A 14,278-nucleotide genomic window follows, 5' to 3' on the forward strand; every position below is an offset into this window, starting at 1 on the left:
GCCGACACCCAACTCATATCGCGCCATCATGAATACCACCTCCACCATCCATCCCGTGGTCCTGTGCGGCGGCAGCGGCACCCGCCTGTGGCCGCTTTCGCGCAAGGCGCTGCCCAAGCAGTTCGCGCCGCTGCTCGGCGGCAAGAGCCTGCTGCACCTCACGCTGGAGCGGCTCTCGAGGCTCAGCAATGACATCACCTGCATCGCCTCGGAAGACCATCGCTTCCTGGTGAAGGAAACGGTCGAGAGCGCGGGCGTCACCGGCCGGCAGATCCTGGAGCCGGTGGCGCGCAACACGGCCGCGGCCATGGCCTCGGCGGCGCTGCTGGCCGAGCCCGATGACCTGCTGCTGTTCGCGCCGGCCGACCACCACATTCCCGACGCCGCGCTGTTCGCGCAGACCGTGCGCGAAGGCGTGGCCGCGGCGCTGGCGGGGCAGATCGTCACCTTCGGCGTGGTGCCCAGCTTTCCCAGCACCGCCTATGGCTACATCGAGGCAGAAACGGCATCGGCCGACGGCCACAGCCGGGCCGTGGTTCGCTTCGTCGAGAAGCCGACGGCGAGCGTGGCCGAGACGCTGATCCTGCACGGCGGCTATTTCTGGAACGCCGGCATCTTCCTCGTACGCGCCAGCACGCTTTTGGCCGCGCTGCGCGCGCATGCGCCCGACATACTGCGCGCCTGCGAACGCGCCACGGCCGCCGTGTCGGTCGACGGCAGCTTCCTGCGGCTGGAGCGCGAGGCCTTCTCGGCCTGCCGCGCCGACAGCATCGACTACGCGGTGCTCGAGAAGCACGAGGACATCGCGGTGGTGAAGTTCGAAGGCGGCTGGAGCGACGTCGGCAGCTGGAACGCTGTGGCCAGCCTGCAAATGGCCGATGGCGACGGCAACCGCCTGAGCGGCAAGGCCAGCGCCCTGAACGCGCGCAACACTTTCATCCATGCGCCGCACCGGCCGGTGGTGGCGCTGGGCACCGACGGGCTGATCATCGTGGACACACCCGACGCCGTGCTGGTGGCCGGCGCGGGCTGCGCCGAACAGGTGGCGGACGTGGTGCGCAAGCTCGCGCTCGAAGGCTGCGCCGAGGCAACCGACCACCGCCGCGTCGTGCGGCCCTGGGGCGCCTACGACAGCGTCGACATGGGCGAGCGCTTCCAGGTGAAGCGGCTCACGGTCAAGCCTGGCGCCAAGCTCTCGCTGCAGATGCACCACCACCGCGCCGAGCACTGGATCGTGGTGAAGGGCACGGCCCGCGCCACCTGCAACGGAGAGGTCACGCTGGTGCGCGAGAACGAGTCGATCTACCTGCCCTCGGGCGCCATCCACCGGCTGGAGAACCCGGGCAAGACCATGCTCGAGGTGATCGAGGTGCAGACCGGCGGCTACCTGGGCGAGGACGACATCGTGCGCTTCGACGACACCTACGGGCGCTGCGAGGCGGTGCACACGCTGGCCGATGCAGCGGCGGCGCCGCCGTTGTCGTCGGCAGGTTCAGGCGCGGCTGCGGTGCTGCACGCGCCGGTCAACCACTGAGCCGCGCGGGGGCGCCGCGAGCCTCACCAGCCGTGAAAACGCCCCCAGGCCTGCAGGGCTCCGTCTTCCGACAGCGCCTGGTATTGCGGAAACTGCGCCCCGGTCGCGCAGGCGTGGTTCGGCAGGATGCGCAGCCGCGTGCCGATGGGAAAGCGCGCGGCAATGCCGGTGTCGGGCTCGCCTTCGTGCGACAGGATGCCGTGCTCCTGGTTCGCTCCGCTGAGCACGTAGCCGTCCAGCACCAGGCCGTTCACATCGCAGGCCTGGCCGAAGCCGAAGTCTTGTTTCTGCTTCTGCGTGCCCCGGTCGCGGCTCATGGCCATCCAGCCCGCATCGAGAATGGCCCAGCCTTTTTCAGGCTGGTGGCCGATCACCGTGGTGAGCACGCTCAACGCGATGTCTTCCTCGCTGCACACGCCGACGTTGCGCATCACCAGGTCGAAGAACACATAGACGCCGGCCCGCACCTCGGTCACGCCGTCGAGCGTCTCGGCCATCAGCGCGGTGGGCGTGGAACCCACGCTGACCACCGGGCACGGCAGCCCCGCGTCGCGCAGCCGCTGCGCCGCGCGCACGCAGCCCGCGCGCTCCTGCTCGGCCACGGCGCGCAGTGCCTGCGGCGTGTCGAAGTCGTAGCTGGAGCCGGCATGCGTCATCACGCCGCCCAGGCGCATGCCGCCGTCGTGCAGCACGCGCGCCACCTCCAGCAGCCGGTCTTCTTCGGGCCGGATGCCCGAGCGGTGGCCGTCTGTGTCGACCTCGATCAGCACGTCGAAGGCCTCTCCGTTGGCGCGGCCGAACTCCGCGATCGCCCGTGCCGACTCGATACCGTCAGTGATGATGCCCAGCGCGCAGCCGCGCCGGCGCAGTTCCAGCGCATGCGGCAGCCGGTGCGGCGCCATGCCCACGGCATAGAGGATGTCGGTGAAGCCGGCGGCGAAGAACTGCTCGGCCTCCTTCAGCGTCGACACCGTGATGCCGCGTGCGCCCGCCGCCTGCTGCGCCTTCGCCACCTCGACGCACTTGGTGGTCTTGACGTGCGGCCGGAAGCGCACGCCGAGCGCGTCCATGCGCTGCTGCATGCGCGCTATGTTGTGCTGCATGCGGGACTGTTCGACGACGGCGGCGGGGGTGTCGATGGTGTGGATCGTGTCCATGGTCATGCCTTGTTCGTGAAGGATTGCAGCCACTGCAGCGCAGGCGCGAGCGTCGGGCCCTGCAGTTCCGGTGCCGGCGCACCCTGCGGCAGGGCCAGCCCCACGCGGTTGTGCCAGTAAGTGCGCAGGCCGACCACCGAGGTGCCGAACATGTCGTAGCCCGAGCCGGCGACGAAGGCCGTCTCCCGAGGTGTCACGCCCATGCGTTCGAGCGCCATGCGGTACGGGCGCGGATCGGGCTTGTAGAAGCCGGCCTCTTCCGAGGTGACGACGGCATCCCACTCGATGCCCAGCAGCGCCGCCGCGCGCTGGCCCAGCCGGCGCGAGCAATTGGTGGCCACGCCCAGCTTGCAGTGCGGCTTGAGCGCCTGCAGCAGCTCGCGCGCGCCGTCCCAGGCGGGCAGCGTGTCCCATTTCGCTTCCAGCGCATCGGGCGCGGTGTCGGCCATGCCGGTGTTGCGCGCCGCGTCCTTCACCAGTTGCTCGTAAGGCACGTAGGCGCCGCAGCCGTAGGTGAGGCGCAGGTACTCGGCGCGCCATGCGCGCCCCTTCTCCGCGGAGCCGGCGGCGGCGTTCCAGACGGTCCAGGAATCGAGCAGCGCGGTGAGCAGGTCGAACAGCACGGCGCGGGGATAGCGTGGCGGGGCGATGGGTGTTTGCATGGCCACGGACTGTACGTTCGAAGGCACCGCCTGTGCTTCAATGCAGGCTCATCAATCGTTAAGCACAGATTAATGATCCAGATCGAAGACATGCAGCTCGCCGCCGCCCTGCTGCGCGAACCGTCGTTGAGCGCCGCGGCGCGCGCGCTCGACGTCACGCCACCCGCGCTATCGATGCGGCTGCGCAAGCTGGAGGCCACGCTCGGCCTCTCGCTGGCCAGCCGCACCGCGCGCCGCCTGAGCCTCACGCCCGAAGGCGAGCGTTTCGCGCGCGAGGCCGCCGCGCTGCTCGGCCAGATCGAGGGCCTGCGCGAATCGATGCAGCGCGACGACAAGCGGCTCACCGGCACGCTGCGCATCGCCGCGCCTTTCGGATACGGCCGCCAGTACGTGGCGCCGATGCTGGCGCGCTTCGCCCGGCTGCATCCGGGCCTGCGGGTGCAGCTCGACCTGCGCGAGACCCCGTGGCCCGATCGGCACGACGCCGACGCTGTGATCCACATCGGCACGGTGCGCGACTCGTCCTGGGTGGCGCGCACGCTGAGCGCCAACGAACGCTGGTTGTGCGCCAGCCCGGCCTACCTGCGCCGGCACGGCGAGCCGCGCGCGCCGCGCGACGTGCTCACGCATGCCTGCATCTGCATCCGCGAGAACGACGAAGACGTCACGCTGTGGCACGTGCGCCCGGCCGCCGATGCCGCCGGCGCGGCCGAAGGCAAGCGCGCCGCCGCCCGCGAGACCCTGCGCGTGTCGCCGGCCTACGTGACCAACGACGGCGGCGTGGCCCGGCAATGGGCCGAACAGGGCATGGGCCTGGTGCTGCGCTCCGAATGGGACGCGGCCGACGCGGTGGCGCGCGGCACGCTGGTGCGCGTGCTGCCCGGCTGGCGCTTCGACAGCGCGCCGGTCACGCTGCTGGTACCCACCCGAAAGGGGCGTACGGCGCGGGTGGCGGCCATCGTCGACTTCCTGGTGGAGAGCTTCGGCGACAGCCAGCGCTGAAGGCGGTTTCTCTCTTCTGCGCATATCCATAGCAGCATTCATTCGTTGTCCGCGCGCGCCCCGCGCGCCAACACTCGGCGCTTCCAATTTTCCGGTGGAGAAGCTCCGATGACTGTTCCTCTCGATCCATTGCCGCCCTCGCGCCGCGGCGTGCTGCAGGCCGGCGCCACAACCGCCAAGAACGTGCTCGCATGACCACGGCAGAACAGTTCCTAGAAGCGCCGCGCCTGCCGCGCGCACCGGCCACCCCCGTCACTACGACCGCGCAGGCCGCCCCGTCCCAAGCCGCCGCGGCGCCTTCCGGCCTCTGGGCGACCGGCCTGCTGGCCGCTGCCGCGTGGGTCGCGCTGGGCCTGCTCACGCTGCTCTGGCCCAACAAGGAAGTGGGCTTCAGCGACTGGGCCTTCACCCGCGAGTTCGGCCTGGCCACGCTCGTCGTGGCCGCGCTGCTGCTCGCCATCTCTGTGCTCGGCGCTCGCGCGGGGCGGGTGGCGCAGGTGCTGCGGCCTGCCGGCCAATGGCTGGTCGCGCTGGCCGTGGTGCTCGCGCTGTGGGAGACCTTCACCGCCAAGCTCGGCGTGCTGCCCTCGCCTTTCTTCGCGCCGCCGCAGAGCCTGATCGACGTGGTGCATGAAGACTGGCAGCGGCTCGGCCTGTCGACCGCGTATTCGCTGCGTTTGCTGGCCAACGGCTTCGTGCTGGGCGCGCTGATCGGCTTCGGCACCGGCGTGGCGGTGGGCTGGTCGCGCATCGCGGGGTACTGGGTGCATCCGCTGCTGCGCTTCCTGGGGCCGGTGCCGGCCTCCGCGTTGCTGCCGCTGGCGTTCTTCTTCGCGCCTTCGAGCTATTCGGCGGCCGTGTTCCTGGTCGGCCTGGCGACCTTCTTTCCGGTGGCGGTGCTCACCTGGTCGGGTGTGGCCTCGGTCGGCAAGAGCTACTACGACGTGGCGCGCACGCTGGGCGCTTCGGAGCGCTTCCTGGTGCTGCGCGTGGCGATTCCGGCGGCCCTGCCGCAGGTGTTCGTCGGGCTCTTCATGGGGCTGGGCGCCTCGTTCTCGGTGCTGATCACCGCCGAGATGATGGGCGTCAAGGCAGGCCTCGGCTGGTATCTGCAGTGGGCGCAGGGCTGGGCCGCCTACGCCAACATGTACGCGGCGCTGTTCGTCATGGCGGTGCTGTGCTCGGGCCTCATCACGTTGCTGTTCAAGGTGCGCGACCGCGTGCTGTCGTGGCAGAAAGGAACCGTCAAATGGTGAGCACGCTGACCTCCTCCTCGGCTTCGCAGGCCGCCGCCACGGGCGGCGCGCACATCGGCATCCAGGGCGTGAGCCACTGGTTCGAGGTGTCCGGCGGCGTGCTGCAGGTGCTAGACGGCATCGACCTGCAGGTGCGGCCCGGCGAATTCGTCGCGCTGCTGGGCCCCAGCGGCTGCGGCAAGTCGACGCTGCTGCGGCTCGTGGCCGGGCTGGAGCCCGCCACCACCGGCAGCATCACGCAGGACGGCGTGCCGATCACGCGGCCCGACCCGTCGCGCATCGTCGTGTTCCAGGACCCCACGCTCTACCCCTGGCGCAGCGTGTGGGACAACGTGGCGCTCGGCCTGCAGGCGCGCGGCGTGCTGAAGGAGCAGCGCGGCCGCGTCGACGAGGCACTGAAGCTCGTGGGCCTGACCGACTTCGCCAAGGCATTCCCGCACCAGCTCTCGGGCGGCATGGCACAGCGCGTGGCGCTGGCCCGCGCGCTGGTCAACGACCCGCAATTGCTGGTGCTCGACGAGCCGCTGGGCAAGCTCGACTCGCTCACGCGCATCGCGATGCAGAGCGAACTGGTCAACCTGTGGCAGCGCGCAGGCTTCTCGGCGCTCTTGGTGACGCACGACGTGGAAGAGGCGCTGTTCCTGGCCAACCGCGTGATCGTGCTGAGCGAACGGCCCGCGCGCATCGCGGCGGAGCTGGTGGTCGACCTGCCCTACCCGCGTCATCGCGGAGATCCTCGTCTGGCCGAGCTGCGGCACGAGGCGCTCAAGCACCTGGGACTCGACGCCACGTGGTGACATGAACGCATCCCCCGAGGCCGGCTGGCTCAACCTGCTGATCGGCCTGCTGCAGGGTGCGCAGCTGCAACTGCTGCGCCTGCTGGACGCGCTGGGCCTTGTCGCGCAGGCTCATGGCCAGCCTGCGTGGCCATGGGCGCAACGCCTGTCTGGCGAGAACCTGTTGATCGACCTCGGCCAGGCGCGCAGGCTTGGGCTCACTCTGGTCGTGCTCGCGGTGGCTTTGCTGCTGATGGTGCTCGCGCTGCAGTGGCGGCGCCGGCGCATCTGGCTGCTGGCGCTGACCACGCTGCTGGTGGTCGTGGCCCCGTGGCCCGATGCCAACGTGGTGCTGGTGCCCGCATATCCGACCAGTTTCCAGCGCTCGCCCACCGGATTCACTGGCGAGAGCATCGAACGCGGTCGCGTGCTCTATGCGGCGCAGTGCGTGGCCTGCCACGGCAGCGACGGCCTGGGCCAGGGGCCGCTGGCGGCAGCACAGCCGGTGTGGCCGCCCAACCTGGCGGGGCCGCTGCTGTGGCGGCGCGCCGATGGCGACGTGCTCTGGCATGTGCTGAACGGCATGCGCGACCGGCGCGGCTCGCCCACCATGCCCGCCTTCGGCGGCAGGCTCAGCGACGGCGATGCCTGGGCGCTCATCGACTTCATGAAGGCCCAGGGCGCCGGCCAGAGCCTGCGCGCGGCCGGCCTGTGGACGCAGCCGATATCACCGCCCGACGTGGCCGTGCAGTGCGCCGGCAAGCCGCCTCGCATGCTGAGCGGCTGGCGCGGCCAGCGTTTGCGGATCGTGGCGGCCGATGCGCAAGTCGCTGCTCAGCCCTTGCTCGAAGACCCGCGCCTCGTCACCGTGTTCCTCGCAAAGGACGCCGCCGCGGCAGCCTCGCGCGCGGGCGAATGCGTCGCCGAGTCGGCCACCGCCTGGGCCGCGTTCTCGCTGATTGCCGCCACGCCGCAACTGGCGGGCACGCAGCTGATCGTCGACCGCGACGGCTGGCTGCGCGCGCGCGGCGAACCCGGCAAGGGCGCATGGACCGACGACGACCTGCTGTGCCGCACCGAACAGGCGCCGCGCGCAGCGCCCGGCCCGATTCCGCTGGCGCCCGACGGCCTCGGCGCACTCATCGCCCGCATGGACGCCGAGCCCGTGCGCTTCGTGAAAGGCGGCTTCGTTCACTGAGCCGGGGCGCAGACCTACGAAGGCCCCGGCAAGCTTCGCCCATCCTGCAACCAGCACAACGAAAGAGAAAGAAACCATGTCGAACCATGTCTACAAAACACTCGAACTGACCGGATCGTCGCCAAAGGGCGTCGAAGATGCGGTGCAGACCGCCATCGCCAAGGCACACGAGACGGTGCGCAACATCCAGTGGTTCACCGTGACCGAGACGCGCGGCCATGTGACCGATGGCAAGGTCGCGCACTGGCAGGTGACGCTGAAGATCGGCTTCACGCTCGAATAGCGTTCAAGCTGCTGTCTGCTCCTGAGGCTCGCCGAGCGACAGCATCAGCCGGTTGGCCCAGTTGAAGAAGGCCGCGCCTTGGATCACGTCGGCAATGGCCAGGTCGTCCAGACCCTGGGCGCGCAACTGCTCGATGTGTTCCGCACCGAAGGCGGACGGCGTGGACGACAGCGCCACCGAGGCCGCGACGATGGTGTTCCAGCGCTCGCCAAGCTCGGCGCCCACGCCTTCGTCCAGCAGCCGCTGCACGTCTTCCGTGCGATGCGAGAAGTGCGAGGCGAAGCGCGCATGCACCGACGCGCAATAGATGCAGCCGTTGTAGCGCGAGGCCGCGGCGGCGGACAGCTCGCGCTCGGCGCGCGGCAGGCCGGCTTCGGGGTTGTAGAAGATGTCCTTGTCGGTGCGCGTGCGCGCGCCGAGGATGTCCGGGTCGCGCGCCAGCAGCCGGAAGTAAGGCGACTTGGCGCGCGCCGCGTCCACCAGTCCGGCCAAGTGGCGCTCGGTCAGTTCGGCCTCGGGCAGCGGCTCCAGCCACGGCAGCCATTCGAGCTGCGCCTGGGTGAAGACGGTCGGGTGCGTGTTGTCGGGATGGGTCAGGGTCGATTCGCGGTTGCTCATGGCGGGGCTCAGTCGATGGAGGTTGCGGGACGTTGCGCCAGTGCCTGCAGGCCGGTGACGACACGGATCTGGAACGCGAGGAATGCCACCAGCTGCGACAGCGTCACGATGCCGGTGCTGGTCCAGCCCGCGTCCAGCAGCGCCTGCAAGGCAGCCGCACTGGCATCGCGCGGATGGAACACCAGCAGGTGCGCATGCGCGAGCGCGGCCGAAAGCCGTTCGCCCAGCAGCTCGCGGTGCGCATCGTTCACGGCATACGACGGGCCGGCTTTGTCTTCCGCGCTCAGCGGGCCGGCCGGGTAGCTGCCGTAGGGGCCTTGCGCGGCGCCGCGTTTCACCTCGGCCGCGATCGCATCGGCCACGCCCGCGGGGGCGCCCTGCCCGGCCAGTTGCTCCGCGTAGAAACGCGCCACGCCCGCATGGCCGTGCAGCCCGGCCACGAAGGCAGCAAGCGCGAACCGGTCAGCGACGCCGAAGTCGCCGACCACCGGCGGTGTCGGTGCGAACAGCGAGAGGTAACTTTGCTGCGCATGGGTGCGGGCCTGCTCGCGGCCCCGACGGATGTGGTCGAGATGGTGGCCCGAGGCGATGCCGACAAGACTGTCGATCACGTCGGGCGCGCTGGAGTCGGAAGGCGAAGGAGGAGAAGCAACGGCGTTCATGCGGTCTCGCGAAGCGTGGATGAAGAATGGATGCCCAGCGCCGGCGCGACCTCGGTCGCGATCAGCTCGATGGAGCGCAGGATGGCCGCATGCGGCGGATCGACCGAGTGCACCTGGCAGACCAGGTCGGTCACGCGGTCGAGCGTGCTGTCGGCGCGCAGCGAGGCAATCACGTCGTCAGGCGAGCCGACATGAACGTCGTAGGCGGCGATCAGTTCCTCGAGCGACGCGTCCGGCCCCGCGCGGTCCGGCAGGCCGGTCTGTCCCGAGGCGGCAAAACGTGCGGCCGAGCGGCGCAGGCCGATGTCGGCCAGCCGCAGCGCCTCTTGCCGGCTATCGGCCACGAACACGCTGCGCGAGCCGACGATGCGCGGTGCCACCCCGGCCGGCAGCGCGGCCAGGTAGGCATCGACGATGGGGTTCTGGAGGTCGGCGAGCGGCGCATCGGGCGCTTGCGCTGTACGCGGCTGCGTGCGCGACAGCATCAGGCCGTCGCCGGCCAGCCCCGCGCGGGCGCCGCCGCCTACCGAGAAGGTGGCCTGCCAGATGCGCCCCGAAAGTTGCGTGCCCGACGGATACAGCGTGTCGCCGCCGGCCAGTGGCCGGCCGGCCCATGCCGCACGCACCGCATCGAGCTGCCGCGCGAAGATGGCGGAGCGCTCGTTGCTGTCGAGCCCGAAGGCCGCGAACGCCTCCGGCGTGCCGCCCGTGCCGACGCCCACTTCGAGCCGCCCGCCCGAGAGCAAGTCGAGCACGGCGGCGTCTTCCGCCACGCGCACAGCGTTTTCCAGCGGCAGCGTAACGATGCCAGTGCCCAGGCGGATGCGCCTGGTGCGCGAAGCCACGTAGGCCAGGAAGACCAGGGGCGACGGCAGGCCGCCTTCATGTTCATGGAAATGGTGCTGCGCCACCCACGCGGAGTCGAAGCCCAGGGCCTCGGCGTGCGCGATCTGCCCGGCAACGAGGCGGTAGCGCTCGGCGGCGGTAGTGTCGTCGAGCAGGCGGCTGAAGAAGCCCAGGCGCCGTGGCGCGGGAAATCCGGAAGAAAGGTCTGACAAGATTCGAAGCCGGCAGCGGGAAAGCCCGACATTGAGCCCGTGCAGCGCCCTGCGGGGAACGCCTGATTTCGAGTTTGCTTATGTGTTTTTCATCGATGCCCGGGCGTGGCACGAACCGCGCGCGAATTCGATCGCCGGACGGTGGAGCACCGGGGCTGGTACATTTTCCGGCCTTGAAAACGAAAGGGATATCGGTGGCACTCGCAGCGGCAATTGCCGGTCTTTCCATCCTCATCATCGGGGACAGTCATCTGTCGCAGCCGAGCTACCTGATGTCGTCGCTGCATGACGATCTCCAGCGCCAGGGCGCGAAGGTGCATTCCATCGGCGTGTGCGGCGTGCAGCCTTACGACTGGACGGTGTCCAAGCCCGGCTCCTGCGGAAGCGCGGAACGCATCGGCAACAAGCCGGCGGTCGTGAGCCCCGGCAACCGGGCCAAGACGACCGCGGTGGCGCAGCTGATCAAGGCCGAGCACCCGGACCTGGTGCTGATCGTGCTCGGCGACACCATGGCCGCCTACCGGCAAGCCGACTTCCCGATGAACTGGGTGTGGCAGCAGGTGAGCGCACTCACCGGCGCCATTTCGGCCACCGGCACCAAGTGCGCATGGGTCGGCCCCGCATGGGGGCAGGAAGGCGGCCAGTACGGCAAGACCTACGCGCGCGCCGAAACGGTGAGCCGCTTCCTCGCGACCAATGTGGCGCCCTGCACTTTCATCGATTCACTGGAAATGTCCACCCGCGGCCAATGGCCGACCATCGACGGGCAGCACTTCAACGCGAGCGGCTACCGCGCCTGGGGTGGCGCCATCGCCAAGGCCGTCGCCCGATTGCCCCTGGCGCCCGCTGCCGCCGGCACCCCGCGGCCATGAGGCGCGCCGCTCTGATGGTGCGGCGCCGTGCGCTGCTCGGTGCCCTGCTGCCCGCCGTGGCCGGTGCCGCGCCCCAGTTGTATGACACGGGCCCGTCGCAAGACCTGGCGCTGGTGCGCTTCGTCAACGCCGGGGCGCAAGCGCTCACGGTGCAAAGCGGCGGCCCCGCAAAGGCCAGCGTGGTGGTGGCGCCTTCGGCACCCATCACCGATTACCAGCCCGTGCGCTCCGACGCGCCTGTCACCGGCTACTGGAAAAACGGCCAGCGGCAGATGGCCATCACGCTGCGCGTGCCGTCGGGCGGCTCGGCGTCGGTGCTGGCATGGCAAGGCGCGAACGGCGAAATTGCCGGCACCAGCTTCACCGAGCCGCCACCCGCCTTCGATCCGCTGCGCGCCTCGCTCGCGTTCTACAACGCCGACGCGCGCTGCAACGCCGCGGGCCTCCTGGCCAGCACCGGCAACGCGGCCATCTTCGAGAACCAGGCGGCGCTTGCCAACGCGCGCCGCGCCGTCAACCCGGTGAAGCTGGCTGTGCATGCCACCTGCAACGGCCAGCCCGTCGAGGGCACGGTCGACCTGGGCTCGCTGCAGGCGGGCCAGCGCTACAGCGTGTTCCTCGTTCCCGCCGGCAAGGGCAGCCGTCTGATGGGCCTGCAGGACCGCATCGCGCGCTGACCGGGCCGTGGTTTTCGCATCGCTCGAATTCCTCTCGGTCTTTCTGCCGGCGTTCCTGCTGCTGTATGCGCTGACGCCGGCGCGCGCGAAGAACACGCTGCTGCTGCTCTCCAGCTGGCTGTTCTACGGCTGGTGGAGCCCGCTGTTCCTGCTGCTGTTCATAGCGCTCACGGCGCTGGCATGGGTGGGCGGGCTGCTGGTCGAGCGCGCGGGGCCGGGGCGGCGCGGCATGCTGGTGGCTTTCATCGTGCTGAACCTCGGCGTGCTCGCATGGTTCAAATACGCCAACATCGTGGTCGAGACTTTCAACGCGGCCCTGCTGCATGCCGGCGCGATGCCGCTGGAATGGCAACGCATCGCGCTGCCCATCGGGCTGTCGTTCACCGTGCTGCAGGCGATCTCTTATCTGGTCGACGTGCATCGCGGCAAGTTTCCGGCGGAGCGCCGGCCCATCGACTTCGCGACTTATCTGGCGATGTTCGGCCACCTCGTCGCGGGGCCGATCATCCGCTACGACTGGGTCCGCCAACGCCTCGCGCACCGTGCCGTGCATGCGTCGGCATTCGCCACGGGTGCACGCCGCTTCATGATCGGCATGACGATGAAGGTGCTGGTGGCGGACACGCTCTCGCCGGTGGTGGAGCATGTCTTTTCGTCCGCGCACCCCAGCCTGGCCGATGCATGGCTCGGCTGCCTGGCCTACACGCTGCAGCTGTTCTTCGACTTTGCGGGCTACAGCGCGATGGCCATCGGCATCGGCGCGATGCTGGGCTTTCGCTTTCCCGAGAACTTCGACCGGCCCTACCTTGCGCGCAACCTGGCGGAGTTCTGGCGGCGCTGGCACATCTCGCTGTCGTCCTGGCTGCGCGACTACCTCTACGTGCCACTCGGCGGCAGCCGCATGGGCGCCCGGCGCACGGTGCTGAACCTGATGCTGACGATGGCCATCGGTGGGCTCTGGCACGGCGCGGACAGCTGGAACTTCCTGTACTGGGGGCTGGCACAGGGCGTGGGCCTGAGCGTGGTGCACCTGTGCCGCGCACGCGGGCTGGGCCTGCCCGCGCCGCTCTCGCACGCCGTGACGATGCTGTTCGTGATGCTGGGCTGGACGCTGTTCCGCTCGCCTGACTTCGCGGTCGCCTGCGACATGCTGGCCGGCCAGTTCGGCGCGCACGGCGTGGCGCTGGGGGCGGCGCTTTCCAACATGCTGCGGCTGCCCGTTGTGCTGGCCTATCTGCTGGGCATTGCCTGGGTGCTCGCGCCGGCCCTGGTCGGCGCGCGGCGGCATGCGGGCAATGGCGGCGCGGTGCTTGCGACGCTGGCGCCGATTGCCGGCTTCCTGCTGTCGCTTGCGCTGGTGTCGAGCCGCGGCACGGTGCCGTTCCTCTACTTCCAGTTCTGACCGGCATGGCAACAGCGCGCACCAACCGGCGACTGCGTGGACTGCTCCGCTGGACGACGGCGGGCGTGCTGATCGCCTCGCTGGGTGCCGCATTCGTCGCGGCATTGCCGAACATGCCCGGCGCGCTGGCTCATGCTGACGCTTCGCTGCTGGACGATGCCACAGCCCGGCGCGCGCTGACGAAGACGCTGGTCACGACACCGCTGACCGAAACGCTCGCGCGCTACCAGCGAGAGGCAAGCTGGCTGCTGCTGGGCGATCTCGGCGCGGAGGTGCATCGGGGCGAAGGCGACTGGCTTTTCCTCGACGAGGAACTGCGCGTTCACGCCGGCCGCGTTGCGAATGCCCGTGATCGCGCCGCCACCATCGCGGAACTATCCCGTGCGCTCGCTGCCCGGCGCATTGCGCTGCTGGTCGTGGTCGTGCCGGACAAGAGCCGGATCGAAAGCCAACACCTGGGCCGGCTGCGGCGCCCGCCCGAACTCGAAGGCCGGGTGCGCGAATGGACAGCCATGCTCGATGCCACGAACGTGCCCGTGCTCGACCTGACGCCGGTGCTCGCGGGCGCATCGCCCCCGCCCTTCCTGAAGACCGACACGCACTGGACCGAACACGGCAGCCAGCTCGCCGCGCAAGCTGTAGCCGAACGCCTGCGGCGCATGCAAGTGCTCGACGCCACGCCGGTGCCTTCCGTGGTCGCATCGCGCAAGGCCGTCACCGAATGGGGCGACCTGGTGCACCTGGCGGGCATCGACGGCCTGCCGCCATCGCTGAAACCCGCGCCCGACACCGACTGGCAATCGACCGTCGAGACCCGCAACGAGAGCACCGACCTGTTCGGCACTGCCGCGCTGCCGTCCATCGTGCTGATCGGCAGTTCGTTCTCGCGGCGCGCCAATTTCCTGCCCTTCCTTCAGCTCGCCGGCCAGTCGCTGGTCGCCGACTTCGCGATGGATGGCGGCGATTTCTCCGGCGCCGCCCGGCGCTACTTTCCGGGCCCGGCCTTCACGGACAACCCGCCACGCGCCGTCGTCTGGGAAGTGCCCGAGCGGGCGCTCGAATCGCCCATCGCGGAGGCAGAGAGGCAGTGGATGCGCCGGCCCCTCGCGCCTCGTTGAGCT

General features: G+C 70.0%; 15 protein-coding genes. 10 read left to right on the forward strand and 5 right to left on the reverse strand.

Annotated elements, in window-relative coordinates; all coding sequences use genetic code 11:
* Positions 1-28 precede the first annotated feature (28 nt).
* Positions 29-1,534 carry a mannose-1-phosphate guanylyltransferase/mannose-6-phosphate isomerase gene (locus tag ACWV14_RS17165; RefSeq protein WP_454902767.1) on the forward strand — a complete coding sequence of 502 codons (1,506 nt, stop codon included), beginning with the start codon at positions 29-31 and terminating at the stop codon, positions 1,532-1,534.
* 23 nt (positions 1,535-1,557) lie between these two features.
* Here the strand turns inward: ACWV14_RS17165 and ACWV14_RS17170 are convergent, their stop codons facing one another.
* Together ACWV14_RS17170 and ACWV14_RS17175 are read right to left on the reverse strand one after the other, a co-directional pair.
* A complete protein-coding gene (locus ACWV14_RS17170; protein WP_454902768.1) occupies positions 1,558-2,697 on the reverse strand; it encodes a DSD1 family PLP-dependent enzyme in 1,140 nt (379 codons plus the stop codon).
* Positions 2,694-3,353 (reverse strand): HAD family hydrolase, encoded by a 660-nt coding sequence (locus ACWV14_RS17175; protein ID WP_454902769.1) that lies wholly within the window; start codon positions 3,351-3,353, stop codon positions 2,694-2,696. The genes ACWV14_RS17170 and ACWV14_RS17175 overlap by 4 nt, the downstream gene beginning before the upstream one ends.
* Before the next feature lie 72 nt (positions 3,354-3,425).
* Here ACWV14_RS17175 and ACWV14_RS17180 point away from each other — a divergent pair, with 72 nt between their 5' ends.
* The 5 genes from ACWV14_RS17180 to ACWV14_RS17200 all read left to right on the forward strand — a co-directional run bounded on the left by ACWV14_RS17180 (position 3,426) and on the right by ACWV14_RS17200 (position 7,868).
* Positions 3,426-4,355, forward strand: a complete 930-nt coding sequence (locus ACWV14_RS17180) for a LysR family transcriptional regulator (RefSeq protein WP_454902770.1) — start codon at positions 3,426-3,428, stop codon at positions 4,353-4,355.
* A 191-nt stretch (positions 4,356-4,546) separates the two neighbouring features.
* Entirely contained in the window at positions 4,547-5,611 is a 1,065-nt protein-coding gene (locus tag ACWV14_RS17185; RefSeq protein WP_454902771.1) for an ABC transporter permease, read from the forward strand.
* Positions 5,605-6,408 (forward strand): ABC transporter ATP-binding protein, encoded by an 804-nt coding sequence (locus ACWV14_RS17190; protein WP_454902772.1) that lies wholly within the window; start codon positions 5,605-5,607, stop codon positions 6,406-6,408. Before ACWV14_RS17185 ends, ACWV14_RS17190 begins: the two co-directional genes overlap by 7 nt.
* 1 nt (position 6,409) lies before the next feature.
* Complete coding sequence (locus ACWV14_RS17195) at positions 6,410-7,585, forward strand: c-type cytochrome (RefSeq protein ID WP_454902773.1); 1,176 nt, start codon at positions 6,410-6,412, stop codon at positions 7,583-7,585.
* A 76-nt stretch (positions 7,586-7,661) separates the two neighbouring features.
* Positions 7,662-7,868, forward strand: a complete 207-nt coding sequence (locus tag ACWV14_RS17200) for a dodecin (protein WP_454902774.1) — start codon at positions 7,662-7,664, stop codon at positions 7,866-7,868.
* A gap of 3 nt (positions 7,869-7,871) precedes the next feature.
* On the opposite strand, the gene ACWV14_RS17205 is transcribed toward ACWV14_RS17200, so the two are convergent.
* Genes ACWV14_RS17205 through ACWV14_RS17215 form a run of 3 tightly spaced genes read right to left on the reverse strand, consistent with a single transcriptional unit; the run spans position 7,872 to position 10,206 of the window.
* Positions 7,872-8,486 carry an alkylhydroperoxidase domain protein gene (locus ACWV14_RS17205; protein ID WP_454902775.1) on the reverse strand — a complete coding sequence of 205 codons (615 nt, stop codon included), beginning with the start codon at positions 8,484-8,486 and terminating at the stop codon, positions 7,872-7,874.
* A gap of 8 nt (positions 8,487-8,494) precedes the next feature.
* Positions 8,495-9,148 (reverse strand): CMD domain protein, encoded by a 654-nt coding sequence (locus ACWV14_RS17210; RefSeq protein WP_454902776.1) that lies wholly within the window; start codon positions 9,146-9,148, stop codon positions 8,495-8,497.
* The gene (locus tag ACWV14_RS17215) at positions 9,145-10,206 is read right to left on the reverse strand and encodes a putative FMN-dependent luciferase-like monooxygenase (RefSeq protein ID WP_454902777.1); all 1,062 of its coding nucleotides are present in this window, start codon (positions 10,204-10,206) and stop codon (positions 9,145-9,147) included. Before ACWV14_RS17215 ends, ACWV14_RS17210 begins: the two co-directional genes overlap by 4 nt.
* 173 nt (positions 10,207-10,379) lie before the next feature.
* Here ACWV14_RS17215 and ACWV14_RS17220 point away from each other — a divergent pair, with 173 nt between their 5' ends.
* From ACWV14_RS17220 to ACWV14_RS17235, 4 genes are read left to right on the forward strand one after another with little or no spacing between them, the layout of a single operon-like run.
* Entirely contained in the window at positions 10,380-11,078 is a 699-nt protein-coding gene (locus tag ACWV14_RS17220) for an SGNH/GDSL hydrolase family protein (RefSeq protein ID WP_455342660.1), read from the forward strand.
* A complete protein-coding gene (locus ACWV14_RS17225; protein ID WP_454902778.1) occupies positions 11,075-11,755 on the forward strand; it encodes a cell division protein FtsQ in 681 nt (226 codons plus the stop codon). Before ACWV14_RS17220 ends, ACWV14_RS17225 begins: the two co-directional genes overlap by 4 nt.
* A gap of 7 nt (positions 11,756-11,762) precedes the next feature.
* Positions 11,763-13,157: an MBOAT family O-acyltransferase gene (locus ACWV14_RS17230; protein WP_454902779.1), complete on the forward strand. Its 1,395-nt coding sequence runs from the start codon at positions 11,763-11,765 to the stop codon at positions 13,155-13,157.
* Positions 13,158-13,162: 5 nt separating this feature from the next.
* On the forward strand, positions 13,163-14,275 hold the full coding sequence (locus ACWV14_RS17235) for an alginate O-acetyltransferase AlgX-related protein (protein ID WP_454902780.1): 1,113 nt from the start codon (positions 13,163-13,165) through the stop codon (positions 14,273-14,275).
* Positions 14,276-14,278 lie beyond the last annotated feature (3 nt).

Source organism: Variovorax durovernensis (genome assembly GCF_977011995.1).